At 49.5% G+C, this 25,250-nt stretch carries 28 protein-coding genes; 2 read left to right on the plus strand and 26 right to left on the minus strand.

Annotated features, from left to right (window positions below; genetic code table 11):
- Window positions 1-65: 65 nt before the first annotated feature.
- From rplS to ABH897_RS01670, 20 genes are all read right to left on the minus strand, one after another.
- Window positions 66-410: a 50S ribosomal protein L19 gene (gene rplS / locus ABH897_RS01575; protein WP_010346403.1), complete on the minus strand. Its 345-nt coding sequence runs from the start codon at window positions 408-410 to the stop codon at window positions 66-68.
- 245 nt (window positions 411-655) lie between these two features.
- Window positions 656-1,459 carry a tRNA (guanosine(37)-N1)-methyltransferase TrmD gene (gene trmD / locus ABH897_RS01580; RefSeq protein ID WP_404591028.1) on the minus strand — a complete coding sequence of 268 codons (804 nt, stop codon included), beginning with the start codon at window positions 1,457-1,459 and terminating at the stop codon, window positions 656-658.
- Complete coding sequence (rimM, locus tag ABH897_RS01585; protein WP_283655611.1) at window positions 1,459-1,974, minus strand: ribosome maturation factor RimM; 516 nt, start codon at window positions 1,972-1,974, stop codon at window positions 1,459-1,461. The genes trmD and rimM overlap by 1 nt, the downstream gene beginning before the upstream one ends.
- Window positions 1,975-2,071: 97 nt before the next feature.
- Window positions 2,072-2,302, minus strand: coding sequence for a KH domain-containing protein (locus ABH897_RS01590; protein ID WP_013309863.1), 231 nt, complete (start codon window positions 2,300-2,302; stop codon window positions 2,072-2,074).
- Window positions 2,303-2,325: 23 nt separating this feature from the next.
- On the minus strand, window positions 2,326-2,598 hold the full coding sequence (gene rpsP, locus ABH897_RS01595) for a 30S ribosomal protein S16 (protein WP_014281051.1): 273 nt from the start codon (window positions 2,596-2,598) through the stop codon (window positions 2,326-2,328).
- A 67-nt stretch (window positions 2,599-2,665) separates the two neighbouring features.
- Window positions 2,666-4,042 (minus strand): signal recognition particle protein, encoded by a 1,377-nt coding sequence (ffh, locus tag ABH897_RS01600; RefSeq protein ID WP_404519259.1) that lies wholly within the window; start codon window positions 4,040-4,042, stop codon window positions 2,666-2,668.
- A gap of 52 nt (window positions 4,043-4,094) precedes the next feature.
- Window positions 4,095-4,463 carry a putative DNA-binding protein gene (locus ABH897_RS01605; protein ID WP_283655609.1) on the minus strand — a complete coding sequence of 123 codons (369 nt, stop codon included), beginning with the start codon at window positions 4,461-4,463 and terminating at the stop codon, window positions 4,095-4,097.
- A gap of 166 nt (window positions 4,464-4,629) precedes the next feature.
- Window positions 4,630-5,280 (minus strand): PAQR family membrane homeostasis protein TrhA, encoded by a 651-nt coding sequence (gene trhA / locus ABH897_RS01610; protein WP_044644895.1) that lies wholly within the window; start codon window positions 5,278-5,280, stop codon window positions 4,630-4,632.
- Between the two features lie 186 nt (window positions 5,281-5,466).
- A complete protein-coding gene (gene ftsY / locus ABH897_RS01615; protein ID WP_283655608.1) occupies window positions 5,467-6,483 on the minus strand; it encodes a signal recognition particle-docking protein FtsY in 1,017 nt (338 codons plus the stop codon).
- A 38-nt stretch (window positions 6,484-6,521) separates the two neighbouring features.
- Window positions 6,522-10,091 (minus strand): chromosome segregation protein SMC, encoded by a 3,570-nt coding sequence (gene smc / locus ABH897_RS01620; RefSeq protein WP_404591030.1) that lies wholly within the window; start codon window positions 10,089-10,091, stop codon window positions 6,522-6,524.
- Between the two features lie 257 nt (window positions 10,092-10,348).
- Window positions 10,349-11,047 (minus strand): ribonuclease III, encoded by a 699-nt coding sequence (rnc, locus tag ABH897_RS01625; protein WP_283655606.1) that lies wholly within the window; start codon window positions 11,045-11,047, stop codon window positions 10,349-10,351.
- Window positions 11,048-11,059: 12 nt separating this feature from the next.
- On the minus strand, window positions 11,060-12,298 hold the full coding sequence (gene fabF / locus ABH897_RS01630) for a beta-ketoacyl-ACP synthase II (protein WP_044644899.1): 1,239 nt from the start codon (window positions 12,296-12,298) through the stop codon (window positions 11,060-11,062).
- Between the two features lie 225 nt (window positions 12,299-12,523).
- Window positions 12,524-12,757, minus strand: a complete 234-nt coding sequence (locus tag ABH897_RS01635; RefSeq protein ID WP_007429985.1) for an acyl carrier protein — start codon at window positions 12,755-12,757, stop codon at window positions 12,524-12,526.
- Between the two features lie 109 nt (window positions 12,758-12,866).
- The gene (gene fabG / locus ABH897_RS01640) at window positions 12,867-13,616 is read right to left on the minus strand and encodes a 3-oxoacyl-[acyl-carrier-protein] reductase (RefSeq protein WP_283655605.1); all 750 of its coding nucleotides are present in this window, start codon (window positions 13,614-13,616) and stop codon (window positions 12,867-12,869) included.
- A 52-nt stretch (window positions 13,617-13,668) separates the two neighbouring features.
- Window positions 13,669-14,610, minus strand: a complete 942-nt coding sequence (gene fabD, locus ABH897_RS01645; protein WP_283655604.1) for an ACP S-malonyltransferase — start codon at window positions 14,608-14,610, stop codon at window positions 13,669-13,671.
- Window positions 14,611-14,691: 81 nt separating this feature from the next.
- Window positions 14,692-15,681 (minus strand): beta-ketoacyl-ACP synthase III, encoded by a 990-nt coding sequence (locus ABH897_RS01650; RefSeq protein ID WP_044644902.1) that lies wholly within the window; start codon window positions 15,679-15,681, stop codon window positions 14,692-14,694.
- A gap of 8 nt (window positions 15,682-15,689) precedes the next feature.
- Window positions 15,690-16,682 (minus strand): phosphate acyltransferase PlsX, encoded by a 993-nt coding sequence (gene plsX, locus ABH897_RS01655; protein ID WP_283655603.1) that lies wholly within the window; start codon window positions 16,680-16,682, stop codon window positions 15,690-15,692.
- Window positions 16,666-17,262, minus strand: coding sequence for a transcription factor FapR (gene fapR, locus ABH897_RS01660; RefSeq protein ID WP_044644904.1), 597 nt, complete (start codon window positions 17,260-17,262; stop codon window positions 16,666-16,668). Before fapR ends, plsX begins: the two co-directional genes overlap by 17 nt.
- A 276-nt stretch (window positions 17,263-17,538) precedes the next feature.
- The gene (rpmF, locus tag ABH897_RS01665; protein ID WP_007429979.1) at window positions 17,539-17,712 is read right to left on the minus strand and encodes a 50S ribosomal protein L32; all 174 of its coding nucleotides are present in this window, start codon (window positions 17,710-17,712) and stop codon (window positions 17,539-17,541) included.
- Between the two features lie 182 nt (window positions 17,713-17,894).
- On the minus strand, window positions 17,895-18,413 hold the full coding sequence (locus ABH897_RS01670; RefSeq protein WP_404519263.1) for a YceD family protein: 519 nt from the start codon (window positions 18,411-18,413) through the stop codon (window positions 17,895-17,897).
- Window positions 18,414-18,769: 356 nt separating this feature from the next.
- Here ABH897_RS01670 and ABH897_RS01675 point away from each other — a divergent pair, with 356 nt between their 5' ends.
- Entirely contained in the window at window positions 18,770-20,005 is a 1,236-nt protein-coding gene (locus ABH897_RS01675) for a nucleotidyltransferase (protein ID WP_283655601.1), read from the plus strand.
- Here ABH897_RS01675 and ABH897_RS01680 read toward each other — a convergent pair.
- Window positions 19,995-21,026 (minus strand): YlbL family protein, encoded by a 1,032-nt coding sequence (locus ABH897_RS01680; RefSeq protein ID WP_283655600.1) that lies wholly within the window; start codon window positions 21,024-21,026, stop codon window positions 19,995-19,997. The genes ABH897_RS01675 and ABH897_RS01680 overlap by 11 nt on opposite strands.
- A gap of 204 nt (window positions 21,027-21,230) precedes the next feature.
- Here ABH897_RS01680 and ABH897_RS01685 point away from each other — a divergent pair, with 204 nt between their 5' ends.
- On the plus strand, window positions 21,231-22,553 hold the full coding sequence (locus ABH897_RS01685; protein WP_404529601.1) for a nucleoside recognition protein: 1,323 nt from the start codon (window positions 21,231-21,233) through the stop codon (window positions 22,551-22,553).
- On the opposite strand, the gene coaD is transcribed toward ABH897_RS01685, so the two are convergent.
- The 5 genes from coaD to ABH897_RS01710 form a co-directional block, all read right to left on the minus strand.
- A complete protein-coding gene (gene coaD / locus ABH897_RS01690; RefSeq protein ID WP_283655599.1) occupies window positions 22,516-23,037 on the minus strand; it encodes a pantetheine-phosphate adenylyltransferase in 522 nt (173 codons plus the stop codon). The two genes, ABH897_RS01685 and coaD, sit on opposite strands and share 38 nt — an antisense overlap.
- On the minus strand, window positions 23,030-23,668 hold the full coding sequence (gene rsmD / locus ABH897_RS01695) for a 16S rRNA (guanine(966)-N(2))-methyltransferase RsmD (RefSeq protein ID WP_404519268.1): 639 nt from the start codon (window positions 23,666-23,668) through the stop codon (window positions 23,030-23,032). Before rsmD ends, coaD begins: the two co-directional genes overlap by 8 nt.
- 311 nt (window positions 23,669-23,979) lie before the next feature.
- Window positions 23,980-24,102, minus strand: coding sequence for a cyclic lactone autoinducer peptide (locus tag ABH897_RS01700; RefSeq protein ID WP_014281032.1), 123 nt, complete (start codon window positions 24,100-24,102; stop codon window positions 23,980-23,982).
- 5 nt (window positions 24,103-24,107) lie between these two features.
- The gene (locus ABH897_RS01705; RefSeq protein ID WP_404519269.1) at window positions 24,108-24,623 is read right to left on the minus strand and encodes an accessory gene regulator ArgB-like protein; all 516 of its coding nucleotides are present in this window, start codon (window positions 24,621-24,623) and stop codon (window positions 24,108-24,110) included.
- Entirely contained in the window at window positions 24,616-25,248 is a 633-nt protein-coding gene (locus ABH897_RS01710; protein WP_404591032.1) for a hypothetical protein, read from the minus strand. The genes ABH897_RS01705 and ABH897_RS01710 overlap by 8 nt, the downstream gene beginning before the upstream one ends.
- Between the last annotated feature and the right edge of the window lie 2 nt (window positions 25,249-25,250).

The following is a 25,250-nucleotide window of genomic DNA, read 5'->3' on the forward strand; positions in this document are numbered from 1 at the left end:
GTTCCCTATGTACGTAGAAAAAACGAAAGGAGCTTGTAATCAAGCCCCTTTCGTTATTCGTTGTATTAACGACGAATTTCTTTAATTCTCGCTGCTTTACCGCGCAGTTCACGAAGATAATAAAGCTTCGCACGACGCACTTTACCACGGCGAGCCACGTCGATTTTATCGATTTTCGGGGAATGAAGCGGGAAAGTTCTTTCCACACCTACACCGTAAGAAATTTTACGAACTGTAAAAGTCTCACTGATTCCGCCACCACGGCGTTTAATTACAACACCTTCAAACAACTGGATACGCTCACGAGTTCCCTCAATAACTTTCACGTGCACTTTCAAAGTGTCACCGGGACGAAAGTTAGGCAAATCTTTACGCAGTTGTTCTTCAGTGATCGCTTGGACGATATTCATCTATGACTCCCTCCTTCCGTACAGGTGTTCATGCATCTTCTGGAAACACATCCGTTTCCTTCATCATCCACAGAGGACCACCGTATTACACACAACAGATGTATTGTATCATGGAGGATACCGCATTGCAACAAGAAAAAGGGATTTGACCAAACATTATATTTAATTAATTACATTATAAAACAGGTTAGCACCTGCTTTCAAATCCCCTCATTGCTCAGCACTTTAATACACTCTTCCCATGATCAATCCATCTTGCGCTGTTCCTCTATCCATACCCGTTCCTTGCTTGTCAATTCAGCCTGCTCCAGCAGATCCGGTCGACGTTCCATCGTACGACGCAGTGCCTCATGCCGTCTCCATACATCAATATTAACGTGATGTCCTGACAACAGCACCTCTGGTACCTTCCAGCCCCGAAACTCAGCAGGCCTGGTATAATGCGGGTACTCCAGCAGCCCCGTACTGAAAGAGTCCGTTACTGCACTCGTTTCATTGCCCAGCACTCCAGGCAGCAACCGTGCCACACTATCTATAGCGACCATGGCGGGCAGTTCCCCACCAGTCAACACATAATCTCCGATAGAAAGCTCATCCGTCACCAAATATTCGCGAATACGCTCATCATAGCCCTCATAATGCCCGCATATAAAAATAAGATGGTCCTCTTTAGCAAGCTCCTCCGCTTTCTTTTGCGTAAAAGTCTCACCTTGCGGACACATCAAAATAATACGCGGAGCTTTCAAACCTGCACTCGACCCAGCCTCATCACCTTGAACAACTTCGTCTGTGTTCCCTAATATGGTTGGACACTCTGCCTCATCCAGTAGCGCCTCCACCGCAGTGAAAATCGGGTCAGGCTTCAATACCATCCCGCCCCCGCCGCCATAGGGTGTATCATCCACTTGACCGTGCTTGTTCCCGGCATATTGGCGAAAATTAACCGCTTGCAGTGATATGATTCCCTTATCCCTTGCTTTTCCCAGAATGCTTGCATTAAATACACCGTCAAACATTTCGGGAAACAGGGTCAGCACATCCACCCGCATTACAGTAGTCCTTCCATCAACCGTACCGTAACCCGTTTTTCAGGCACGTTTACATCCAAAATGACATCTTCTATATACGGCAACAGCAGTTCCTTGCCATCAGGCATTGTGACTACCCATACATCGTTAGCTCCTGGTGTCAAAATCTCTTTCACCACACCGAGCTTTTCTCCACCTTCTGTCACTACTTCCAGGCCAACAACTTCATGAAAATAGAACTCATTTTCCTCTAGTTCGCCTAGCCGTTCAGCGGATACCTTCAATAAGCTGCCTTTATACTTTTCAACATCATTGATGTTATGATATTCCTTGAATTTGGCTACAACCATATTTTTTTGAAAACGTGCTGTTTCAATAGTTACAGGGATCGGCGCTTTACCATCCGCAGGAATGATCAACAGCTCACTGCCTTTAGCAAAACGATCCTCCGGGAAATCGGTCGTCGTTAATATTTTAAGCTCGCCGCGGATTCCGTGTGTATTCACAATTTTCCCGACATTAAACAATTGCTGCATCGTGTTCCTCCTGCATATAATCGGTCCCGCTCCATATCATCTTCATCATGTACGAAAAAGGGTTAGGACATACATCCTAACCCACTTTCGTATATCTTTAAGATATGATGTCTACGGTAACCCGTTTATCCATCTTAACGGCTGCTGATGCAACCACAGTGCGAAGCGCCTTGGCGATACGACCCTGCTTGCCAATGATTTTGCCTACATCCTCAGGATGCACGCTAAGCTCATATACGACAAGCCGATCCTTCTCCAAGGTCTTCACGGTTACATCTTCCGGATGATCGACTAAAGCCTTAGCAATGATTATCACTAATTCTTCCATGGTTGACCCTCCGCATCAGCACCTTATTTCTGTTGTTTAAGCTCATGAAACTTTTTCATTACGCCCGCTTTGCTAAGCAAGTTGCGGACTGTATCGGATGCTTGTGCACCATCTTGCAACCATTTCAACGCTTTATCTTCATCAATTTTTACAACTGCTGGTACTGTAATAGGGTTGTAATAACCGATTTCTTCGATAAAACGACCGTCACGCGGGGAACGGGAATCCGATACCACGACGCGATAGAAAGGAGCTTTATGTGCACCCATACGTTTCAGACGAATACGAACTGCCACGAAAATTCACCTCCTTCAAAAAGTAGACTGTATATTGTTATCCTATAATTCCAACGGCCTATTGGCCTTAACGGAAAGGAAACTTCATACCTTTACCCATACCCTTCAACTGCTTCAGGGCTTTGTTTTTGCCACCCTTGGGTCCCATCATGTCTGAGAACTGCTTCATCATGCGCCGCATTTCATCAAATTGCTTGATCAGGCGGTTTACCTCAGCCAGTGATGTTCCACTGCCTACAGCAATCCGTTTGCGACGGCTATGATTAATCATGTCCGGGTTTTGCTTTTCTTGTGTGGTCATGGAATGAACGATAGCCTCAATCCGGCCCATCTGCTTGTCATCCACTTTGACATCTTTCATTTGCTTCATATTGCCCATGCCGGGAATCATATCGAGAATCTGGTCGATTGGGCCAAGCTTTTTAACTTGATCCATCTGCTCCAGAAAATCTTCGAAGGTAAATTCAGCATTGCGCATTTTCCGTTCCATTTCCTTCGCCTTATCGGCGTCGATATTGGATTGCGCTTTTTCAATCAGGGACAACATGTCGCCCATACCCAAAATCCGTGAAGCCATCCGTTCCGGATGAAACGGCTCCATCGCATCCAGCTTTTCACCCAATGTAGCAAACTTGATCGGGCATCCGGTCACAGCCTTAACCGACAAGGCCGCACCACCGCGGGTATCACCGTCCAGCTTCGTTAGTACAACCCCTGTTAACTCCAAGCTAGTGTTAAAGTGCTCCGCGACGTTTACCGCATCCTGACCTGTCATGCTGTCAACAACCAGCAGAACTTCGTCCGGCTTGACGTTCGCATGAATCTGACGCAACTCTTCCATAAGCTCTTCATCCACATGAAGACGACCGGCAGTATCTATAATAACGTAGTCATTACCATTATCCTTGGCATGCTGTAAGCCCTGTTTTGCAATCTCCACCGGGCTTGTCTGATCACCAAGCGTAAATACAGGAGCATTAATCTGCTCACCAAGTACCTGTAGTTGCTTGATTGCAGCCGGTCTATATATATCACCAGCTACAAGCAATGGGCGATGATTTTGCTTTTGCAGCAACTTCGCCAGCTTGCCGGATGTCGTCGTCTTACCTGCGCCCTGGAGACCCACCATCATAATGACCGTAGGCGGTTTGTTTGCCTTGGCAAGCTTGGCTTGACTGCCACCCATCAACTCGGTCAGTTCCTTGTTCACGATGTCGATGATTACCATACCTGGTGTAAAGCTGTCCATCACTTCCTTGCCAACGGATTTCTCCTTCACCTTGGCAATAAAGTCCTTTACAACCTTGAAGTTAACGTCCGCCTCCAGCAAAGCTAATCGTACTTCGCGCATCGCCTGAGCTACATCATCCTCAGACACTTTTCCTTTGCCGCGCAGTTTACTGAATACATTTTGCAAGCGGGTCGACAATCCTTCAAATGCCATATTTCCGCACCTCCTTGTCTACCAGGGTTGTTTGTTTACTAATCTATATGACCTACAATTCCTGCAGGCGATTTACAATTTGATTAACATGTTGCAGAGTGCCTTCATCGGGTTTACCGATTTTACCGAACGCCTCATACAACGCTGTATTCAATTCTTCCAGATCTCGGCTTCTGCGCTCATGTTTACTGAGCAACCCGAGCTTTTCCTCATACATTTCCAGTACCTGCTCGGCACGTTTGATATGCTCATACACGGCCTGACGGCTAATTTGAAACTCCGAAGCAATCTCTCCCAGAGAAAAATCATCATGGAAGTAATATTTCAAAAACATCTGTTGCTTCTCCGTAAGCAGAGGTTCATAGAAGTCAAACAGTCGGTTAATCCGGTTTGTCTTTTCCAGCCGATTCTCCTGACTCATCGCGTATACCTCCATCGTCAAGGAAAAACACTTTACAGTTCTTTTCAACGATCCTTATCATACATAAAAGAAAAGAAGATGTCAAGCGTTATCCCTTGTCAACCAAAAAAAAGCCGATTCACTGCCCTTAAACGGAAGTACGAATCGGCTTTTTGCCTACTAGGGTTTAAACTCTTACCGGGGTAAGATACAGCAGAACAGCCAGAAAATGAAGTATGCTGCCTGCCAGAACAAACAGATGCCAGATCGCGTGATGATACGGAAACGCCCGCCACACATAGAAGATTGTGCCCAGCGTATACATTAGACCGCCTAGGAACAATAGCGTCATGCCTCCGGCGGGAACAGCCGCCACCAGCGGGTTCCAGGCAATCGTGATGAGCCAGCCCATCACGATGTAGAACACGGTAGACATGAACAGGAAGCGCTTGGTGAAGAATGCCTTGAATAGCACACCAAACAGGGCGATTCCCCAAATAACGCCAAACAGCGTCCAACCTAATGTCCCGCGCAGTGCAACGAGCATAAACGGGGTGTAGCTCCCTGCAATGAACAGGTAAATGCAAGAATGATCGAATATCTCGAACAAATCCTTCAATTTTCCTTCGCGCAGACTATGAAGCAACGTGGAATTGGTGTACAACAGCAGCATCGTAATTCCGTAAATCGTGAAACTGACGACATGCCAAGTGGTCCCTTTCAAGCTTGCAAAAACAATGAGCAGCACAAGTGCCGCGACACTTAAAACGGCTCCAATTCCGTGTGTGATCGCATTGGCTATTTCTTCCCGGCGGGAATAAGTATAGGTATTCGCCATTGGTTCTTCACCCGGCTTCCTGTGAAATATTTTTTTACATCCAAAAAATTCATATCCGGCGCCGACAGACCCTTTTCTTTCATTATACATCCCTGTGATCTCACGCAGCAACCGGACCCTACTTAGCCCCAGACCTGGCAGGTCTTAAGATCAAAAAAGCCTCGTCCAACCTTGCAACAAACCTGATTAAGCCTGTTCTTCCTCACCCAGAGCGGTTTCATCTACGCCTTCTTCCTGAATCAACCCAGCGAACAACGCATGAACGAATTGCTCGGAATCAAATGGCTGGAGATCATTCACCTTTTCACCCAAGCCTACCAGCTTCACCGGCAAATTCAGCTCTTGGCGGATCGCCACGACAATACCACCCTTCGCTGTACCATCCAGCTTCGTCAGCACCAGCCCGGTTACGCCACTTTTCTCGCCAAACATTTTGGCTTGATTGAGCGCGTTTTGTCCAGTCGTCGCATCGAGTACCAGCAGTACTTCATGGGGAGCATCGGGAATTTCACGCTGGATTACGCGGAAAATTTTGTTCAGTTCCTCCATCAAATTGCTTTTATTCTGGAGACGTCCTGCGGTATCACACAGTAACACATCCACCTGACGCTGCTTGGCAGCCTGTACCGCATCAAACATAACCGCGGCTGGATCAGAACCAGATTGCTGTTTAATGACCTCTACACCAGCCCTTTCGCCCCATACCTCCAGCTGTTCAATCGCGCCAGCACGGAACGTATCCCCGGCGGCCAGCAACACTTTTTTACCCTCTTGTTTAAAACGGTGCGCCAGCTTGCCAATTGTTGTTGTTTTACCGACACCATTGACACCGACGAACAGAATGACCGTAATCCCGTCAGGGCTCATTTGAAGCTGACTGTTGTCATTGCCCCGCAGCAACTCAGACAGCTTTTCCGATAATACAGGCTGTAGCTCGGATGCGTCCTCGATTTTGCGTTTTTTCACTTCTCCTCGCAGGTCTTCAATGAGGTTCATAACGGTGTTGACGCCAACATCGGCACCGATCAGAATTTCTTCCAGCTCCTCATAGAACTCCTCATCAATCTTCTTGCGGCGAATCATCAGATCCGATACTTTTTCAACAAATCCTTTGCGTGTTTTTTCTAAACCGTCCTTGAACTGTTTGGTGACGGATTCGGTTTTGCTTGCAATGCTTTCCTTTAATTTCCTAAAGAAACTCATAGGTTCCCTCCGTTGATCTGAAAGTATGTTATTTTATGTCAGGCAATCTCAGCTTCATCATTGTCCAGCTTGACGGATACGAGCTTGGAAACCCCGCCTTCTTCCATCGTAACCCCATACAACACATCGGCTTCTTCCATCGTTCCCTTGCGATGTGTAACTACAATGAATTGTGTCTGCTCGGAGAATTCCCGCAAATATTGGGCAAAACGTACCACATTAGCTTCGTCCAATGCGGCCTCCACTTCATCCAGCACACAGAATGGGACAGGCTTGACATGTAAAATGGCAAACAATAGCGCCATCGCCGTTAACGCCCGCTCGCCTCCTGACAGTAGCTGCAAGTTTTGCAGTTTTTTTCCTGGCGGCTGGGCTACGATGTCAATTCCCGTCTCTAACATGCGTTCCGGGTCAATTAGCACCAGATCAGCACGTCCGCCTCCGAACAACTTGGAGAACACCGTACCAAATTCGCGCCGGATGGCATCGAAAGTGGCTTTGAAGCGTTTGGACATTTCATCATCCATTTCTCGAATAACCTGATAGAGCGTTGTCTTGGCCTCGACCAGATCAGACTTCTGCTCATCGAGAAACGTATAACGCTCATGCACACGCTGGTATTCCTCAATGGCACCCAGGTTTACTTCGCCCAATGCGGAAATACCGCGTTTGAGCCTTTGCACCTCGGCCTGCGTACCTTCTATATCTTCTGGTATCGGATAACGCTGCTTGGCCAGCTCATAGCTGAGTTCATAGTCATCACTCAATTTTTTCAGGACGTTCTCCAGCTCTACATCAAGCCGATTCACTCCAATTTCTGTCTGGCGAAGCTGTTCTTCGACAGACTTGAGCTGAACGCGTTGCTCTTTCGTCTCGTTTTCGGCCACTTCCAGCTTTTTGGACAAGCTACTGCGTGCAGCACGCTTAAATTCCAATTGCTGCGAAGCCTCTTCCTTTTTAAGCCGATACTGATTGAGATTTTCAATCTGCTTCACGCTTTCCTGCTCATTGGTCAGCAGATCAGCTTCGATGGAAGCAAGCAAGGTCTTGTTCTGTCTCGAATCCTTGCCAAGGGTATCATAATCTCCCCGTAATCTACGCAGCTGTTCTTCCAGTGAAAAACGCTCCTGATCCAGCTTTCCTTCTCTTACCTTGAGATTCGTAAGTTCTCCCTGTAACTGTTCTTTCGCAGATTCGTTGGCCTTACGGGCAAATTCAGCGGCATGGATAGCCTGGTGGGTTTTCTTCTCTTCATCCTCCAGCGCAGCTAATTTCAGCAACGCCTCTTCACGGGAAGCTTCCAGTTCCTTGATCTCCTGATCAAAACCCTTCTTCTCCTGACCAGATGCAGCCACCTGCTCCAGAACATGACGAAGCTCATGCTCCAGTTGCTTGAGTTCCATTGCTGCCTGCTGCTCTTCGCCGCGCTTCACATCGCCGCCCTGACGCAGCTCGTCCAAACGGGTCTGTGTCTCTTCCAACTGACGTTTTGCATCTACCGCGCTCTGACGCAGCCTTGCAATTTGTTGCTCCGTATCGATAATATCCTGATCAAGCTGATCCAGCTGACGTTTACGTCCAAGCAAATTGGCATTTTTCTTGAATTGGCTACCACCTGTCATGGAACCACCTGCATTGACGACATCGCCTTCCAGCGTCACGATGCGATATCTATATTGGCAACGAGCCGCAATACGGTTCGCATCTTCCAGCGTACGGGCAATAACCACATTTCCCAGAAGGCTGCCTACAATGCCAGCATACCGTTCATCATACTGAACAAGATCCGCACCAATTCCGACAAAACCCTCGGCGCCTTCCACGATTTGGCGTTCACCCGCCCCAATTTGACGCGGACGGATAACATCCATAGGCAAAAACGTCGCTCTGCCCAGCTGACGCTGCTTCAAAAAGCTGATCGCCTGTCTGGACACCGATTCATTTTCCATCACGATATGCTGCATCGAAGCGCCCAAAGCCGTTTCCATCGCCTGCTCCAAATGCTCAGGTACCCGGATCAGCTCTGCTACAGCTCCATGCACGCCATGCAGGGTTTCTTTGCGTGCCGCCTTCAGCACTTCTTTAACGCCCAGCATAAAGCCGTCGAAGTCATCCTGCATTTCCTTCATCGTATCTCGGCGTGAAATTTGGGCCTCACGTTTTTGTTCCCATTTGCGGACAGTACCCTGGCTTTCTTCCAGCAGCTTTTGCAGCGCCTGGTATTTTTCGCTTCCCTGAATATATCCGCTGCGCAGACTGCTGATTTCCTGACCAAGCTTCTGAACAGCCGTTTCCAAACCCTTTTTACGCTGTTCCAGTTCAGCTTTCTGGGCTTCCCATTTGCCGGATTCGTCACTTACGCGAGTCACCCGCCGTTCCAACGCTTCCTTCTGCTGGTCGGTATAACGGATTTCGTTACGGGCCTGTGCCATCTGATTCATCAGCTCCAGCAGTCCGCCCTTCAGGCTTTCCTCCTGCTCCTGGCTGATTCCACCTGTGACACCAATCAGCTTCGCCTCTTCGTCGGATAGCCGTTCACGCAGCTCGTCAAGCTCAACAGTCAATGCAGACAGTTTTTCGTTCAGTAGATCCAGCTCACTTTTGCGCTCGGAATGACGTGATTCGCTTGTGCTGAGCGATAAAATGAGCTGCTCCCGGTTTGCCTCCAGATTGCGTGTGCGCTCTTTTAACAGTTCGCCGTAGCCTTCGCTCTTTTCCGTAGCTTCACTGTATTGCAACAGATCCCTTTGCAGCCGTTCCACTTGCTCCTCCAGCTGACGCAGCTCGTTACGATCGCTCTCCAGCATCGCATCATGACGTGACACCACCGTAGACAGCTGTAGCTGCTCCTGCTGCAACAAAGCCAGCTTGGAAGTCGCATCGCTCCACGAGGTATGAATCTGTTCAATCTGATGGACATACATCGAAATTTCCTTCGATTTCAGTTCACCCCGCAGCTCCTTAAAGTGGATTGCCTTTTCCGACTGCTCCTTGAGCGGTCCGATCTGATCCTCCAGCTCACTGACCAAATCATGAATCCGAAGCAAATTTTGCTCCGTGTCATCCAACTTGCGAACCGCATCTTTTTTACGTGATTTATATTTCACGATACCGGACGCTTCCTCAAAAATCCCCCGGCGGTCCTCGGAACGGGTACTCAAAATCTCTTCAATGCGCCCCTGTCCGATAATGGAATAAGCTTCTTTACCAATACCTGTATCCATAAACAGCTCGGTAATATCACGGAGTCTGCATGATTGTCGGTTAATAAAATATTCACTATCTCCACTGCGATGCACACGCCGCGTGACCGTGACTTCTCCAAAATCAAGAGGCAACGCCTGATCCTCATTATCCAGCGTAAGCGACACTTCGCCGTAATTAACAGCCTTACGTGCATCACTACCCGCAAAAATAATGTCCTCCATTTTACCGCCGCGCAGTGATTTGGCGCTCTGTTCACCCAGCACCCAGCGAATACCGTCGGATATATTACTCTTTCCGCTTCCATTGGGTCCGACGACCGCTGTAATGCCGCGGACAAATTCCATCTCCGTTTTATCTGCAAACGATTTGAAGCCCGCCAGCTCAATGCGCTTTAAAAACATACTCAATCTCACCTCTAACATTTAAATATGCTTGTACAACACCGTTTACCTGGTTAACAAGAATTATCCCTATTGTAGCACAAGACTACCGCGGATAAAGCGCGGCAAAGACATACAAAGCTACAGTAGCAAAGCCACGAAAAAAGAGCAAAACGCAGTCCATTCGCCATTGCGGGCCGGGACTCCCCGCGGACTGCCCTTTGCTCTTACTTTGTGTCCCCTGCTCGTGTAACCCGTCCGGGCCGCTCAGGTACCGATTACGATTCTGCCAGTTTCAAACGGTTTAAGGCTACTGCCGCCGCCTGCTGCTCAGCTTCTTTTTTGGAGCGTCCTGTACCTGTACCCAGCCGTTCGCTGCCCATATATACCTCAGCTACAAACTCGCGCTCATGGGCAGGTCCGCGCTCCTCCACAATCTTGTATTCAAGCATCCCCATGTTATGATGCTGCGTCAGTTCCTGAAGCTCTGTTTTGAAATCACTCATCTGAAGCTTACCGTTTAACACAATTTGAGGAAAAATATAACGTTCCAGAAACGACCGGACGGCATCCAGACCCTGATCCAAATAAAGCGCGCCTACGAACGCTTCGAATACATCGGCCAACAGAGCCGGACGAGTACGTCCGCCTGTCAGCTCTTCACCTTTGCCAAGCAGTACATATTGCCCGAACTCAAGTCCGACAGCAAATTTCACCAGAGAAGGCTCACAGACAATGGCTGCACGCAGCTTGGTCAGCTCGCCTTCCGGCCGGTTAGGGTACTGATTGTACAATTGCTCGGATACGGTCAGCTCCAGAACTGCGTCGCCTAAAAATTCAAGCCGCTCATTGTCTGCATGCTGACTGAACCGATGTTCGTTTACGTAGGAAGCGTGCGTAAAGGCCTGCTTCAGAAGCTGCCGGTTGTTGAATTGAATATGAAGTTTCTGCTGTAATTGCTTCAAGTCTCCACTCAACGAACTGACCCCTTACGCTTCATATTTTTTTAGAATAACCGTAGCATTGTGACCACCAAAACCGAAGGAATTGGACATCACTACATTCAGTTTCGCTTTTCTCGGCTCGTTAGGTACATAATCAAGATCGCAAGCCGGGTCCTGATTATCCAGATTAATCGTCGGCGGAATGGTCTGATGCTGGAGAGCCAATCCGCAAATCACGGCTTCAACACCGCCAGCTGCACCCAACAAATGCCCCGTCATTGACTTGGTTGAGCTAATCGCCACTTTATAGGCGTGGTCTCCAAGCGTTTTCTTAACCGCTTCTGTTTCCGATTTGTCACCGACTGGCGTGGATGTACCATGCGCATTGATATAATCAATATCTTCAGGATTCAACCCTGCGTCGCGGATCGCCATTTTAATACAGCGTGCTGCACCATCCGGATCTGGCTCTGTCATATGATGTGCATCGCCGGACAGACCGTAGCCGATCACTTCGCCGTAAATACGTGCGCCGCGCTTCAATGCGTGCTCCAACGATTCCAGAATCAGAACACCGGAGCCTTCGCCCATAACAAATCCGTCTCTGTCTGTATCAAAAGGACGGCTTGCCTTCTCAGGCTCATCATTACGAGTGGACATCGCCCGCATCGAACAAAAGCCAGCCATTCCAATAGGACGAATAGTTGCCTCAGCTCCGCCGCAAATCATAGCGTCAGCATCACCACGCTGAATCATGCGGAACGAATCGCCGATCGCATGACTACCCGTTGCACAAGCCGTAACCGGTGATGTATTAGGTCCTTTAGCGCCGAGTGAAATCGACACTTGACCGGAACCCATATTAGCAATCATCATCGGGATAAAGAAAGGGCTTACGCGTTTAGGTCCTTTTTCAATCAGCGCATTGTGCTGATCCTCCCAGGTACCCAATCCGCCAATACCGGAGCCAACGGATACACCAACACGCTCGGCATCGGCGTTCTCTCCGATTACGAGTCCGCTATCCTTGAGTGCCAATTTACTGGCGGCAACAGCAAATTGTACAAAACGATCCATTTTTCGGGCATCCTTGCGCTCTATATAATCCTCAGGATTAAAATCCTTAATAGAAGCCGCAATTTTCGTTGTATATTCACTGGTATCGAAAGCTTCGATTTCACTGACGCCAGATTTTCCAGCCATCAGATTATCCCACAGTGTGTTCAAATCCTGTCCCAGCGAAGTGATTACACCCATTCCTGTTATGACAACACGTTGTTTCAAAGATAATCACCTCTATGTCTACTGCATATTGTATTTCAAGGCCGTACGCTCTTGTGTGCAAAAATAATATAGAATCAACTAAAGTTAGTAATGCCGCTTACTCCCACCCTTGACTAAGTCATGCCGAGCCAAGCTCAAGAACACGCGGCAATTCCGTCTTTAGTTCAATCTGTATGATTAGGAGAAAGTCCCGCCTGTAACAGAACGGGACTTTGTTGACTTGAATTAGGTATGAGATTGTATGTACTTTACAACTTCACCTACGGTTGTAATTTTCTCTGCATCTTCATCAGAGATTTCCATATCAAACTCATCTTCCAATTCCATAACCAATTCAACTACATCGAGAGAATCAGCACCTAAATCATCTTTGAAAGATGCTTCAAGTGTAACTTCGGCTTCGTCGGCTCCCAAACGGTCAACGACAATGCGCTTTACGCGCTCCAATACGTCGGACATCCGGCTCACCTCCTCCTTAGGTATTATACGAAAATTACAATTAAAATGCCATAGAAGAGAGTTTTCAATCACTACTCTTCTTCGGGGCATGCGGATTAGCTACATGTAGCTACATGTACATGCCGCCATCCACATGCAAAGTCTGGCCCGTCATGTATGAGGAAGCATCAGAGGCCAAAAATAGCACCACATCCGCAATTTCCTCAGGCCGTCCGAGACGGGCCAGCGGAATACCGCTGAGCATATTGTCACGCAAATCATCAGCAAGCACCTGTGTCATTTCGGTATCAATGAATCCTGGGGCTACGCAGTTGACTGTAATACCTCTCGAAGCAAGCTCCCTCGCGGACGATTTGGTAAGACCGATCACCCCTGCTTTGGCAGCCACATAGTTGGCTTGTCCTGCATTGCCGAGTACGCCGACAACGGAAGAAATATTGATGATCCGACCGGAACGCTGCTTTATCATCGGACGAGTCGCTGCCTTGAGGCAATTAAACACACCTTTCAGATTCGTTTCGATCACCTGATCGAACTCCTCTTCCTTCATACGCATGATTAAATTATCTCTTGTTATTCCGGCATTATTCACCAGAATATCGATCTTGCCCCAAGCGCCGATCACATCCTTGATTAACCGATCTGCCTCGTCGGCGCGACCGACATTAGCCTGAACCGTAATAGCTTCCACGCCTTTGGCACGAATTTGCTCCGCAACCTCTGCCGCAGCCGCTTCACTACCAGCGTAGTTTACCGCTACATTAGCGCCTGCTTCAGCCAACGCCAATGCGATACTGCGGCCGATCCCCCGTGACGCCCCTGTAACGAGCGCCGTTTTTCCACTTAATGGCTTAGACATCATCCAGCCTCCCCTTGCAAGTATATAACCGTTAAGGCGATAATTGCTACTTTTAACGGGCCTCCAAGGCTTCCGTTACCGAAACAAGCGATTCCAGGCTGCTTATATTATACAGCTTAACCGTTTTGTCGATCTTTTTAACCAGTCCGGTCAAAACACTGCCCGGTCCGAACTCGACAAAAGTGTCAACTCCCTGCTCCAGCAGCCATGCTACACTGTCTTCCCACAATACCGGGGAATAGACCTGCTCGACCAGTAGCTGGCGAATTTCGCCACCCTCACGCACAGGTTTCGCTGTGACATTGGCTACAACCGGAACCTGAGCTTTGGAGAAAGCTACGTCTTCCAGCTTGCCGGACAACTTAATCGCTGCTTCCTTCATCAACGAAGAATGAAAAGGACCACTGACCTCCAAAGTAATAGCACGTTTGCCACCCGCTTCCTTCACGCGTTCAGCGACAGCGGCTACGCCCTCCTTCGCACCGGATACGACAATCTGCCCCGGGCAGTTGATGTTCGCCAATTCGACCAGTTGACCAGATTCCGTAATATCACGGCATAGTGTCGACAGCGCTTCACGGTCGGCTCCCAGTACAGCAGCCATCCCGCCTTGTCCGTCAGGAATGGCTTGCTCCATGAACTCCCCACGAGTACGAACGATCTCAACTGCATCTTCAAATGCAAGTACGCCAGAAGCAACGAGCGCGCTGTATTCTCCAAGACTGTGTCCAGCCACGTAATCAGGGCGAATGCCCTTTTCCTTGAACGCTTCATACAACGCAATGCTCGCCGTCAACAGCGCAGGTTGCGTATTGGATGTTTGCTTCAAGGCTGTATCTGGACCTTCAAAAATCAGTGAGCTTAGCGCAAAACCCAACCGTTCGTCCGCTTGGCGGAACACTTCTCTTGCTGCAGGAACCGCTTCATAAACATCTTTAGCCATACCTACAGCTTGTGAACCCTGACCGGGAAATATAAATGCCGTTTTGCCCATCGTGTATGCACCTCTCTGTATCCAATGCTTGTCCTGTAAAGTACCAGACAAATTCAATATTGTATCAAACCCGCCGCTTTCTTACCAGACAAGAACCGACGCGCCCCAAGTCAAACCACCGCCGAAGCCCACCATTAATACCCGGTCGCCTTCCTTCATGCGACCTTCCTCGGCTGCTTCTACAAGCGCAAGAGGAATTGATGCAGCTGATGTATTCGCATATTTATGAACATTAATGATAACCTTTTCTTCCGGTAGATCCAAACGCTGCATCGCCGATTGAATAATGCGAATATTGGCTTGATGCGGAACGAACAAATCAATATCATCTTTGGAAAGCCCCGCTTTTTCAAGCACATCGACAGTTGCCGTTCCCATAACACGTACCGCGAACTTGAATACTTCGCGTCCGTTCATATAAATATAGTGTTGCTTGTTTTCCACAGTATCCGCACTCGCAGGCAAACGTGAACCGCCAGCTTCCAGCTTAAGCAATCCGCCTCCTGCTCCTTCGGCACCGAGATCAAAGGATTGGAATCCTCTACCCTCAGGTACTTCACCAATTACTACAGCTCCTGCACCGTCTCCGAAAAGAACACAAGTATTGCGGTCTGTATAATCCGTGATTCGGGAAAGACAGTCTGCCCCAATGATTAACGCATTATTATAAATGCCCGTCTTAATAAAGCTCGTCGCAGTTGCCAGCCCATATACAAACCCTGAGCATGCCGCAGACAAATCAAAAGCCGCTGCGCCTTTGGCTCCAAGCTTGTCCTGAAGAATGCAGGCAGTCGAAGGAAACGCCATGTCCGGCGTAACCGTAGCCACAATGATCAGATCCAAATCCTGTGCGGTCATACCTGCGGATGCCAATGCCTTAATCGCTGCTTCATAAGCCAGATCGGATGTGGCCTGCTCTGGAGCCGCAATGTGGCGCTCCTGAATTCCTGTACGACTGACAATCCATTCGTCACTTGTTTCCACAATTGCTTCCAAATCTTTGTTCGTCAATATTTTTTCAGGCACGTATTTCCCTGTTCCGATAACACCAACCGATCGCAAATTATTCATATCGTCACTCACTTCCTGCTGATTTCCTTGGATATACTTTCCACCAACTGGTTTTGCAAGGCCGTACGGGCCTGTCTTACCGCGTTTTTGACGGCAATGCCGTCAGATGAACCGTGACCCTTCAAGACGAGCCCGCTCAGCCCCAGCAATGGAGCGCCACCATGCTCTTTGTAGTCCAGCTTATCTTTCAAACCGCGAAGCTCACGCATAATCAGGGCCGCTGCTAGCTTGGTCTTTAAAGATTTACTAAACTGCTCCTTTAAGAGAGAAAATATCGTACCCGCCGTACCCTCCAGCGATTTCAGCATGATGTTTCCGGCGAATCCGTCACACACCAGCACATCGCAATTCCCGGTCAGAACGTCTCTGGACTCTACATTACCTACAAAATTAACAGGCAACTGCTCAATCAGAGGGAAAGCCAGTTTCGTCAGTTCATTGCCCTTCCCGGCTTCCGTCCCAACATTCAGTAAACCCACTCTGGGGGAAGCCACACCATGAACCTTTTGGCGGTACAAGCTACCCATCAGCGCATATTGGGCAAGATGTTCGGGCTTCGCGTCCATATTAGCTCCCAAGTCCAGCGCCAGCACACCCTGATCGTCAATCGTCGGAATCATCGGTGCGAGAGCAGGGCGCTCAATGCCTTCCATTCTCCCGACCACCAGCAGCCCTGTCGTCATCAGCGCACCCGTATTACCTGCCGATATCATGGCATCCGCTTCGCCTTCTTTGACCATTCGGCCAGCTACGACCATCGAGGCATCCTTTTTACGTCGTACTGCCTTCACAGGCTCGTCCTGCGCATCTATCGTTTCAGATGTATGGCGAATGCTGAGATTCGCAGGCAACACTCTGCCGTTCAGCACCGATTCGATTCGTTCCCGGTCACCAACCAGCGTAATGTCTGTATCCTTCCATTCCGCCGCCGCAGATAACGCGCCCTCTACTGTCGCCTCGGGAGCATTGTCTCCCCCCATGGCATCAATGGCGATCCGCATGCTGACTTCCTCCTTCGCTATACTCTTCCTCTGTGGAGCGGTAAATGATAAAGTTCCCCTGGAACACCATTTCTTCTCCCACGTAAGCAAACACTTCCACTTTGGCTTTTCCCTTTTGCTCGGGATTTGAACGCACATATGCTTTGGCAATGCACTTTTCTCCCAAATGAACGGGGCGGACAAAGCGAATATCTGCTGAAGCGGTCAACGCTATCTCATCATTAATCACGGCAACAGCCAATGAATTGGCCTGGGCAAACACATAATGCCCCCGCGCAATGCCGGTACGTGAAAAGATATGCTCTTCTTTAATTTCAAAAATGGAAATACCGCTTCTGTCCAACTGGAGATCAACGATATCCCCGATCACTTCATGTAAAGGCAGGGAGCGAACCTGATCGTAAGAACGCTCAGCCATCAGCTTCAGTCGCTCCCGCAGCTCCGGGATACCCAATTCCATCCGATCCAGCCGAATCGTCTGAATGCTCACCTTAAGCTGTCTCGTCAGTTCCTGATCCGTTACGAACGGATTCTCATCAATTAATTGAGTCAGCCGTTGCTGTCTCTGTCTCTTTGGCAAACGTTCGATATCTGTGGCGCCTCCTTTCCCTGCAATAAACTACCGTTCAGCCGACAGTTCGGGTTACTTCACGTGCTAGCGGCGAATGCTTCATGCCGATTTGTCATCTTGTATGTATAAAGAACCCCTTCGGCCCTTCTTTCTTAGAACCTGGTACTAAAACAGTATATAGCATGCCGCCGCAAAAAGAAAGTACGAAGACAAAAAAAGTAGCGCCTCACTAGAGTGAAGCGCTACTTTTCCTGCGAAGATTCCAAAGAATCCGCTTATCGGACATTATTGAGAGATAATCTCTCTAGCTTTGTACGTTCCGCAAACTTTGCACACATGGTGAGCAAGTTTCAATTCGCCGCATTCGGAGCATTTCACCATACCTGGTACTGCCAGTTTAAAGTGAGTACGACGTTTGTCGCGACGAGTTTTGGATGTTCTCCGTTGAGGTACTGCCATTATTCCCACCTCCTTAACCAGATCAACCCGTATAACGGGTGTGACTTCTTATCTCATTCAAGACTGAAGGAAACTGCCGGAAGCAGCTAACTCACAGCCGGTGAATCAAGCCTGCAACATCCATGCGTCGATTAACTCCTCCGCACAAGTGGATGATGATTTGTCAGAATTGAACTCAATTCTCATTTAAAAAAATCCTTAAGCCCTGCCAGACGCGGATCAATCTTTTGCGTATCATCATCGGTACTGTCATCGGAGCCAACGCTCCAGTTTTGTCCGGCCGCAGGAGCGATCCCCTGACAATCCTCACTGCACACAGGCGCAAATGGCACGTGCAGTACAAACAGCTCTTCACAATACGGTGCAATATCGAAGGAATCCCCCGTCACTGCGATAAATTCGCCATCTTCATCCTCCTCTTCGCCAACCGAAGAGGTTTGCTTGAACCGTTCACGGAATTCAATCTTCAAATCCTCGTGCATCGGACTCAAACAGCGTGAGCACAGCATGTCCAGACCTGCGGTCAACGTGCCTTCCACGCTCATCAAGCCTTGACCCAGACTAACGGCGACCAAATCGGTCTCCAGCGGGGAAACGGCCGTAACATCAGGACGATCATCCACCAATTCACTCACATTAAGAGCTTCACGGATCGGAAAAGGACCATCACTTGTTGCTACTTTGCGAAAAAATAGTTGCATCACTATCACTCCAAACAAACAAAAATTATTATACCGACTGATCGAGTCGTTTGTCAACACCTTTCACTTTACACCTCTCACAAATCTCATCGGTTTTCCAATGGTTTCGCAAGTTTTATGCGAAAGCGAAAATACGTTGCGGATCATGTACCTGTGAGTATTCGTACCCCCGCCACTCTTCGTGTACAATAATGCGAGTATAAAGCTTTTTTCTCCAGGTCTCAATGGCCTTGTTCATTTCCGATCACGAAAAAGCAGCATCGCTGCCCCTAAGAACAATCATTAGCTGATGGATAACCATCATTTCTAGGATAGTCACCAGACTAGCAACAAAAGAAAGGAGCCGACGTACAGCCTTGAAAACCCTCGGTATTATTGTAGAATACAACCCGCTGCATAACGGTCACACTCATCACTGGAAGGAGTCTCTTCGCATCACTGGCGCACAGCGCACGGTGGCTGTGATGAGCGGTCCCTTCCTCCAGCGGGGGGAACCCGCGATTGTGGACAAATGGTCCCGCACCGAAATGGCACTTGCCATGGGTGTGGACCTGGTTTTGGAGCTGCCTGTGGCCTATGCCGTCCAGCCCGCAGAATGGTTCGCCCACGGGGCGGTCGCCCTGCTCCGCGCCACTGGCGTCGTCGACGCGCTCTGCTTCGGCAGCGAGAGCGGCGACATCGCCCCGCTGCGAGCGCTGGCCCGCGTGCTGGCGGCGGAGCCTGCCGAGCTCAAGGCCGGCATCGCGCAGCGCCTGAGCAGCGGCGCAAGCTATCCCGCCGCTTACGCGGGGGCCGCAGCCGCGCTCGCGGCTGAAGGGACGGACGGCGCTGCGCTAGCCGCCCTCATGCAGCAGCCCAACAATACGTTGGGGCTGCATTACTTGATTGCGCTGGAACGGCTGGACAGCGCAATCAAGCCCTTCACCGTAGCCCGCACGGGATCGGGCTACCACGAAGCCGTGGCCCCCGCGGACGGAGTCATCGCCAGCGCCACGGCCATCCGCCGTCTGCTGCTGGACGGCGGGCCGGAGGCCGCGTCGCCGTACATGCCTGCGGCGACGCTGGAGATTTTACGGCGCGAATGGCAAGCCGGACGCGCGCCGCTGCAATGGGAAGCGTTCAGCCAGCCGTTGCTGAACGCTCTCATCACGCGCAGCCCTCAGCAGCTGGCGGAGCTGCACGAAGTTACCGAAGGGCTGGAGCATCGCCTGCGGCAATCGCTGTACACGCTGCCCCAGCCCTCCGTAGAGGCATTACTAGCCGCCGTCAAGACAAAGCGCTACACGCGTACGAAGCTTCAACGTATGTTCACACATATTTTACTGAATCATGCCAAGGCGGATATGGCTCCCTCCGAGTTGGCGAAAGCCCCCGGCTATATCCGCGTGCTCGGCTTTAACGGTGCCGGACGCGAGCTGCTGGCCCGGATGAAGCAGACAGCCACCCTTCCGGTATGGGTCAAGCTGTCAGCCGGATCGCATCCCCATCTGGACTGGGATACAGCCGCAGCCGCCATACACGCGGCCGGAATGCCACGTCCCGCCATCCGTGACATGTATGCCGATTACTTGCGGCCGCCCGTCATGGTTTGATCGGGAGCTTTTCCATATAAGTTAACGCATCGTCAAGCTTGCGAACCGGAACGAGCTTCATCTTGGTTCCGATTTGCTCGGCTTTGGCCTTGGCTTCCTTATAATTGTCCGCCGGGACGAAAAACAATTCAGCACCCTGACGGTCAGCGGCGACAATTTTATACTTTGCACCGCCGATCGCTCCAACTTTACCGCTCTTATCAATCGTACCCGTACCGGCAACACGATATCCCTTGCTCAGATCACCCGGTGTCAGTTGGTTATAGATCTCCATCGTAAACATCAAACCAGCCGAGGGTCCGCCTACATCTGTTGACGTAAAATGAATCGTTTTACGTTCATCCTTCGGCTCTACTTTCTGAACCGTGGCAATGCTGACTCCAAAACCGGGTCGTTGCTTGCCCGTCTCGCTGTCTGTGATGGTCATTAATGGAGCTTGCACCGTCAGCAGCTTGCCATCACGTTTTAGCTTCACTTTGGCCATGGTTCCTGCCTTTTCATCCTCCAAGGCGTTTCGGATGGAACGATTATCCGCCACCTTCACCCCGTTCAGCTCCAGAATTTCATCTCCGGGATGAAACATACTATTTGAGCCGGGCACCTTAAATACATACACATAATCCGGCACAATGCGATAAGGAATATCGGCCCGGGCATAAGCAGCCTCCATCGCAGAAGACTGGGAATCTCCCATATACCACACCTGCTCTGCTGCATATTCGTCTTCGCTCCTGCCGTGCAGTCGATCCTCCTTGCGCTGAATCTCCGAATTGGCATCCAGCTTCGATATACCCAGCATAATGACATTAGCGTAACGCGCAGATACCGTCGTCATCATAAAGGTCCCCCGTTCGCTTCGGTCGCCTTCCTGAATGGTTACCATCGGCTTGATTTCATTTGCCCCACCGGGTCCATAGATCAGATATGGGGTTGGCATATATACCAGCACATAGACCATAGCGGCCAGGATCAGAACATATCCGGTTGTAAAAAAAGCTCTATTCTGGTTTATTCGCTTCATCGGTTCTCCCCCCTCACAGCCTTAACTTCTCCTATCTCATCGAAACCAACTCTGCGCCGCCTGTTCTCAATTCTTACAAAAAAGCATATTGTTTACCGACAGCGTGTACGAGCACCCTGCGGCGATTACAAACGCGAACAAGCGCTAGAAACAACATACGATGCACTCTAATATATTTATGCACGATGAGATTCGTTTTTTAAAATGTTAAATCATATCACTTCCAGAGAGGTGAAACCTTTGCTACAAAAGGAAGCACATTCCGCTCCCTATTGGACAACCCTGTTGCTTGGCCTTGGGGCCATTCTGCTTGTGCTGGCTGTTGTCGCCTCACCGGAAGAGGTGTTCCAAGCCTCTGCCCAAGGGCTTAAGCTATGGTGGAGCATTATTTTTCCGGCCATGCTCCCTTTTTTGATGCTGTCCGAAATGCTTGTAGCCTTCGGTCTGGTGCATGGGCTTGGCGTCATTCTGGAGCCGTTCATGCGCTCCTGGTTCCGTCTTCCGGGGCGAAGCGGCTGGGTGCTGGCCCTAGGCCTGACCGCCGGATTTCCGGCTACTGCGGAAGCTGTGCGCCAATGGGCACAGCAGGAGGATATGACCAAGCGCCAGCTTAGACGACTGACCGCTATCGCTCATTTCTGCAATCCGATTACCATCCTGCTCGTTATCGGAACAGGATTGTTGCATAATGCTGCTGTAGGCGTCATGCTGCTTGCCGTTCACTGGATCTCCGGCCTATTGGCGGGATGGATTACAGTCAGACTGACTGCATCCTCAAAAGAATCGCAAAAACGGGAAACGCCAGTCGCCCTCCGGCGAACCTCTGTTTCCCGTACTTCTACCACTCTCATCCGGTCCGCATGGGACGCCACACGTTCTGCCAGAGAACGGGACGGCCGCAGCTTCGGAAAGCTGCTGGGCGAAACCGTATCCCATGCTGTACAGACGCTTATGGTGACAGGTGGATTCATTATTTTCTTTTCCGTGCTGATTCGGTTGCTATCCATGTACTCAGGCCAAGGAATATTTTCTTTCATATGGCCCGCCTGGATGGAACTTCATCTCGGTTCCTATGAAATCAGCCGCCTGCCGTATGATCTCCGCACACAAGCGGCTCTGATCAGCGCCGTACTAGGTTGGGGAGGGCTATGCGGCTGGCTCCAAATCACAGCTGTCACCAAACCATCGGACAAAGGCATCACGTTCACCATATCCAGGGTGCTTCATAGCATCATCGCCTTTGTGCTTACACTCGTCGCATGGACGCCTCTTAGCCGTATGACAAGCAATACACTTCCCGCTTATGTTAGCCGTAGCTCTGTTTCTTCCTTCGCGGAAGGCGGTTATGATCCCGCCGCGCATTCCGTCATGGCGGAGAGCAGCAACCTGTGGACACAGTTGGAAAGTCCGTCGCTGTATCCCTGGCAACTAACCGTGTTGTCTATTGCGCTTCTGGGCGCGATTATACTTACACTGCTTGTCATTTCCTTTATTGCTTCATGGTGGAGCCGCCGCGCTTGGCGTTGACCTTGGCACGCAGCGCATCCTCGACCTCAGGAGCCACCAGATCTACGACCTTGCCGTCAAAATGGGCGATTTCCTTCACCATACTGGAACTCAGATATGAATAAGTCGGGTTCGTCATCATAAAGATCGTTTCTGCATCCGGGTTCAGCTTATGGTTTGTGGAAGCCAATTGCAGCTCGTATTCAAAATCTGTCACTGACCGGATTCCTCTGACGATAACCTGAGCCCCTTTTTCACGTACATAATTGGCTGTCAGGTCACGGAAGCTGTCCACCTCAATGTTCGGAATATCGCGGGTTACCGTCCGCAGCAGCTCCATTCGCTCCTCCAGAGAAAACAGTGGATTTTTACTAATATTGTTAAGTACCGCGACAATCAGCAGATCAAACTGCCTCGCCGCTCTTTGAATAATATCCTGATGCCCCATCGTCACGGGATCAAAGGTCCCCGGATATACGGCAATACGTGGTTTGTGCTCAGTCATGATGGTCCTCCCCGCCTGATTCGGTTATGCCGGATTTTTCCATTCCGGCCTCAGTATGTTCTGTATCGTCCTGTTGCTTTGCTGCAAAGCGGTAGATAGATAACGTTGTTTCGCCATAGACCGCTTTTCTGACCTGTTCGAACGGCCCAAAGCTTTCCGGGTACTCATGTCCCGATTCATACTCCAGCACAATGACTGCCTCAGAACGAAGCAAGTCCAGTTCAGCCATACGGCTCATCAATTCATCACCATGCTTGAGACGATAGGGCGGGTCCAGAAAAACAGCATCAAAAAGAGCTCCACGTTTTGCCAGCGCTTTGAGCGCTCGTCCGGCATCATTGCGGAACACTTCAGCCTGTCCTTCCAATCCGGTTTTTCGCAAATTTTCTTTAATGACATCAATACTTTTCGATTCCATATCAATAAAGACTGCCTTGTCCATTCCTCGGCTAAGCGCCTCTATACCCAGGCCGCCGCTGCCTGCAAACAGATCAAGCGCGACTCCCCCCTCAAAATAAGGACCTATCATGCTAAATAGCGCTTCCTTGACCTTATCCGTGGTCGGCCGCGTCCCTGTGCCGGGAACTGCCTTTAACGGCCTTCCTTTGGCACTACCCGATACCACTCTCACGCTGAAACTCACCTATTTTCTATATGTGTTCATAACCATATAAAGATTATGACGTTATCGTACCACATGGATCGCCGTTTGAAAAACGCAGGATTTGAGGAGGTATAAAAAACCATATCGTGGGCATCCTTAGGATATCGGCATTCAACCAATGTCGTAGACAACCGCGGAGAAGACTTACGTTTCCCCATAAGCTCTTCGTCCGGTTTCTCCTCTCCCATTCGGGCGCTCTTATTGGAGCGCCTGATTTTTTTTGCAAAAAAAAGAAGCTGCTCACTGGCAGCCTATGTATATAAGGGAATGAAGTTATACTATTTAAGCAGCTCCTCGGGCGTATCTCCCTGATAGACATACACATAACTCGCTACCGATACAGCAAATGCAGCAAACATAGACAACGAGGTCGCCAGACCATATACGATTTTTTTCACCATTTTCCTCACCTCCTTTTCCGAATCAACGTCAGGCTCTGGACTAGAAAAGCAACAGCCACTACAGAGGAACCGATTACAAAATTAGTACATACAAGCAGGGAAGATAACAGTCGCAGGAGGGGATAAAACCGGGATGGAATGCGAGACTGCTTTTCAATTCTGGACGGGGCAAACCATAGGACAAGAAGCAGGGATAATCCGGTGAAGAGGTTTGTCCACCAATCATGTAAAGAGATACAGGATATGGCTGTAAAAGCTACAGAGGTCGCCACAACACATGCCATCCCTGTTTTTAGATGGATCCCTCCTGATATTTGGCGCAACAAGGCAAAAACCACCAGAATCATCACAGCTTCTGCCGTCCGCCCGGTAACGAACGAGGCAACTAAGGTCAGCACAATAATCATGGAAGCATTAATAATGAGAGCTAGCGCATATTTAAGCACCGGGATGGAGGCCGGATGATCCGGCACAGTCCGTTTGATCTGGTTAGCAAGCTTGAAAGCCATGGTTTCAATCATCCCGATACTCCTTTCCAATCGCATAATAGATGAAGAATCCCGATACCAGTGCAAAAAACATCATATTTAACCATACCTCGTTGTAGTACAGCACGATAGAGGTGGATATGAGAGATAAAATAATGAGCGTAATCACAATGCCGTATTCAGCTTTAAATTTAAGCTTTTTGAAATTAGCGGCAAACCCGATGCCTTTTCGATACAAAATAAATGTAATGAGCAGTCCTGCCACCGCACTTATCGTTTGCAGCAGATAGCCCTTCAAGGAACCGCCCTGTAGCTCAGAGACTGGCAGGCTCCCGAACATCACTTTTAAAAGCACCGACTGAATAACCGCATAAGCAAAATAACCGGTAACCGTCATAATGCCTGACCACACAATCGGAATTTTCACCACCGTAGCGAGCAAAAAAATAAAAAGCAGCATGTTAATGACAGGCACCAGATAAGCGAGGGAAAATTCCTCTCTCAGCAAATAACTTTGCAGGTTCATAAACAGGTTCAAAAAAATCGCTTGCCATACATAAGGGGTCATTTTAACTTTAAAAATACTAAGAATGAGCGTAAACACCGCCACTCCTTCAAGCGTGGAAAAAAGCAAAAAGCCGACAGGCTTCTCAAGCATAC

The organism is Paenibacillus sp. RC73 (assembly GCF_044908085.1).
GTDB classification, from domain to species: Bacteria; Bacillota; Bacilli; order Paenibacillales; family Paenibacillaceae; genus Paenibacillus; species Paenibacillus terrae_A.

Bases quoted from the DNA above. Each gene is read 5' to 3' on its own strand.
- rplS (WP_010346403.1), bottom strand. From the start codon at position 410: ATGAATATCGTCCAAGCGATCACTGAAGAACAACTGCGTAAAGATTTG.
- trmD (WP_404591028.1), bottom strand. From the start codon at position 1,459: ATGCGGGTGGATGTGCTGACCCTGTTTCCCGAAATGTTTGACGGTGTA.
- rimM (WP_283655611.1), bottom strand. From the start codon at position 1,974: ATGCAGCAATTGTTTAATGTCGGGAAAATTGTGAATACACACGGAATC.
- ABH897_RS01590 (WP_013309863.1), bottom strand. From the start codon at position 2,302: ATGGAAGAATTAGTGATAATCATTGCTAAGGCTTTAGTCGATCATCCG.
- ffh (WP_404519259.1), bottom strand. From the start codon at position 4,042: ATGGCATTTGAAGGATTGTCGACCCGCTTGCAAAATGTATTCAGTAAA.
- ABH897_RS01605 (WP_283655609.1), bottom strand. From the start codon at position 4,463: ATGAGTCAGGAGAATCGGCTGGAAAAGACAAACCGGATTAACCGACTG.
- trhA (WP_044644895.1), bottom strand. From the start codon at position 5,280: ATGGCGAATACCTATACTTATTCCCGCCGGGAAGAAATAGCCAATGCG.
- ftsY (WP_283655608.1), bottom strand. From the start codon at position 6,483: ATGAGTTTCTTTAGGAAATTAAAGGAAAGCATTGCAAGCAAAACCGAA.
- smc (WP_404591030.1), bottom strand. From the start codon at position 10,091: ATGTTTTTAAAGCGCATTGAGCTGGCGGGCTTCAAATCGTTTGCAGAT.
- ABH897_RS01635 (WP_007429985.1), bottom strand. From the start codon at position 12,757: ATGTCCGACGTATTGGAGCGCGTAAAGCGCATTGTCGTTGACCGTTTG.
- fabG (WP_283655605.1), bottom strand. From the start codon at position 13,616: ATGTCTAAGCCATTAAGTGGAAAAACGGCGCTCGTTACAGGGGCGTCA.
- fabD (WP_283655604.1), bottom strand. From the start codon at position 14,610: ATGGGCAAAACGGCATTTATATTTCCCGGTCAGGGTTCACAAGCTGTA.
- ABH897_RS01650 (WP_044644902.1), bottom strand. From the start codon at position 15,681: ATGAATAATTTGCGATCGGTTGGTGTTATCGGAACAGGGAAATACGTG.
- plsX (WP_283655603.1), bottom strand. From the start codon at position 16,682: ATGCGGATCGCCATTGATGCCATGGGGGGAGACAATGCTCCCGAGGCG.
- rpmF (WP_007429979.1), bottom strand. From the start codon at position 17,712: ATGGCAGTACCTCAACGGAGAACATCCAAAACTCGTCGCGACAAACGT.
- ABH897_RS01670 (WP_404519263.1), bottom strand. From the start codon at position 18,413: ATGCAACTATTTTTTCGCAAAGTAGCAACAAGTGATGGTCCTTTTCCG.
- ABH897_RS01680 (WP_283655600.1), bottom strand. From the start codon at position 21,026: ATGAAGCGAATAAACCAGAATAGAGCTTTTTTTACAACCGGATATGTT.
- ABH897_RS01685 (WP_404529601.1), top strand. From the start codon at position 21,231: ATGTTAAATCATATCACTTCCAGAGAGGTGAAACCTTTGCTACAAAAG.
- coaD (WP_283655599.1), bottom strand. From the start codon at position 23,037: ATGACTGAGCACAAACCACGTATTGCCGTATATCCGGGGACCTTTGAT.
- ABH897_RS01700 (WP_014281032.1), bottom strand. From the start codon at position 24,102: ATGGTGAAAAAAATCGTATATGGTCTGGCGACCTCGTTGTCTATGTTT.
- ABH897_RS01705 (WP_404519269.1), bottom strand. From the start codon at position 24,623: ATGATTGAAACCATGGCTTTCAAGCTTGCTAACCAGATCAAACGGACT.
- ABH897_RS01710 (WP_404591032.1), bottom strand. From the start codon at position 25,248: ATGCTTGAGAAGCCTGTCGGCTTTTTGCTTTTTTCCACGCTTGAAGGA.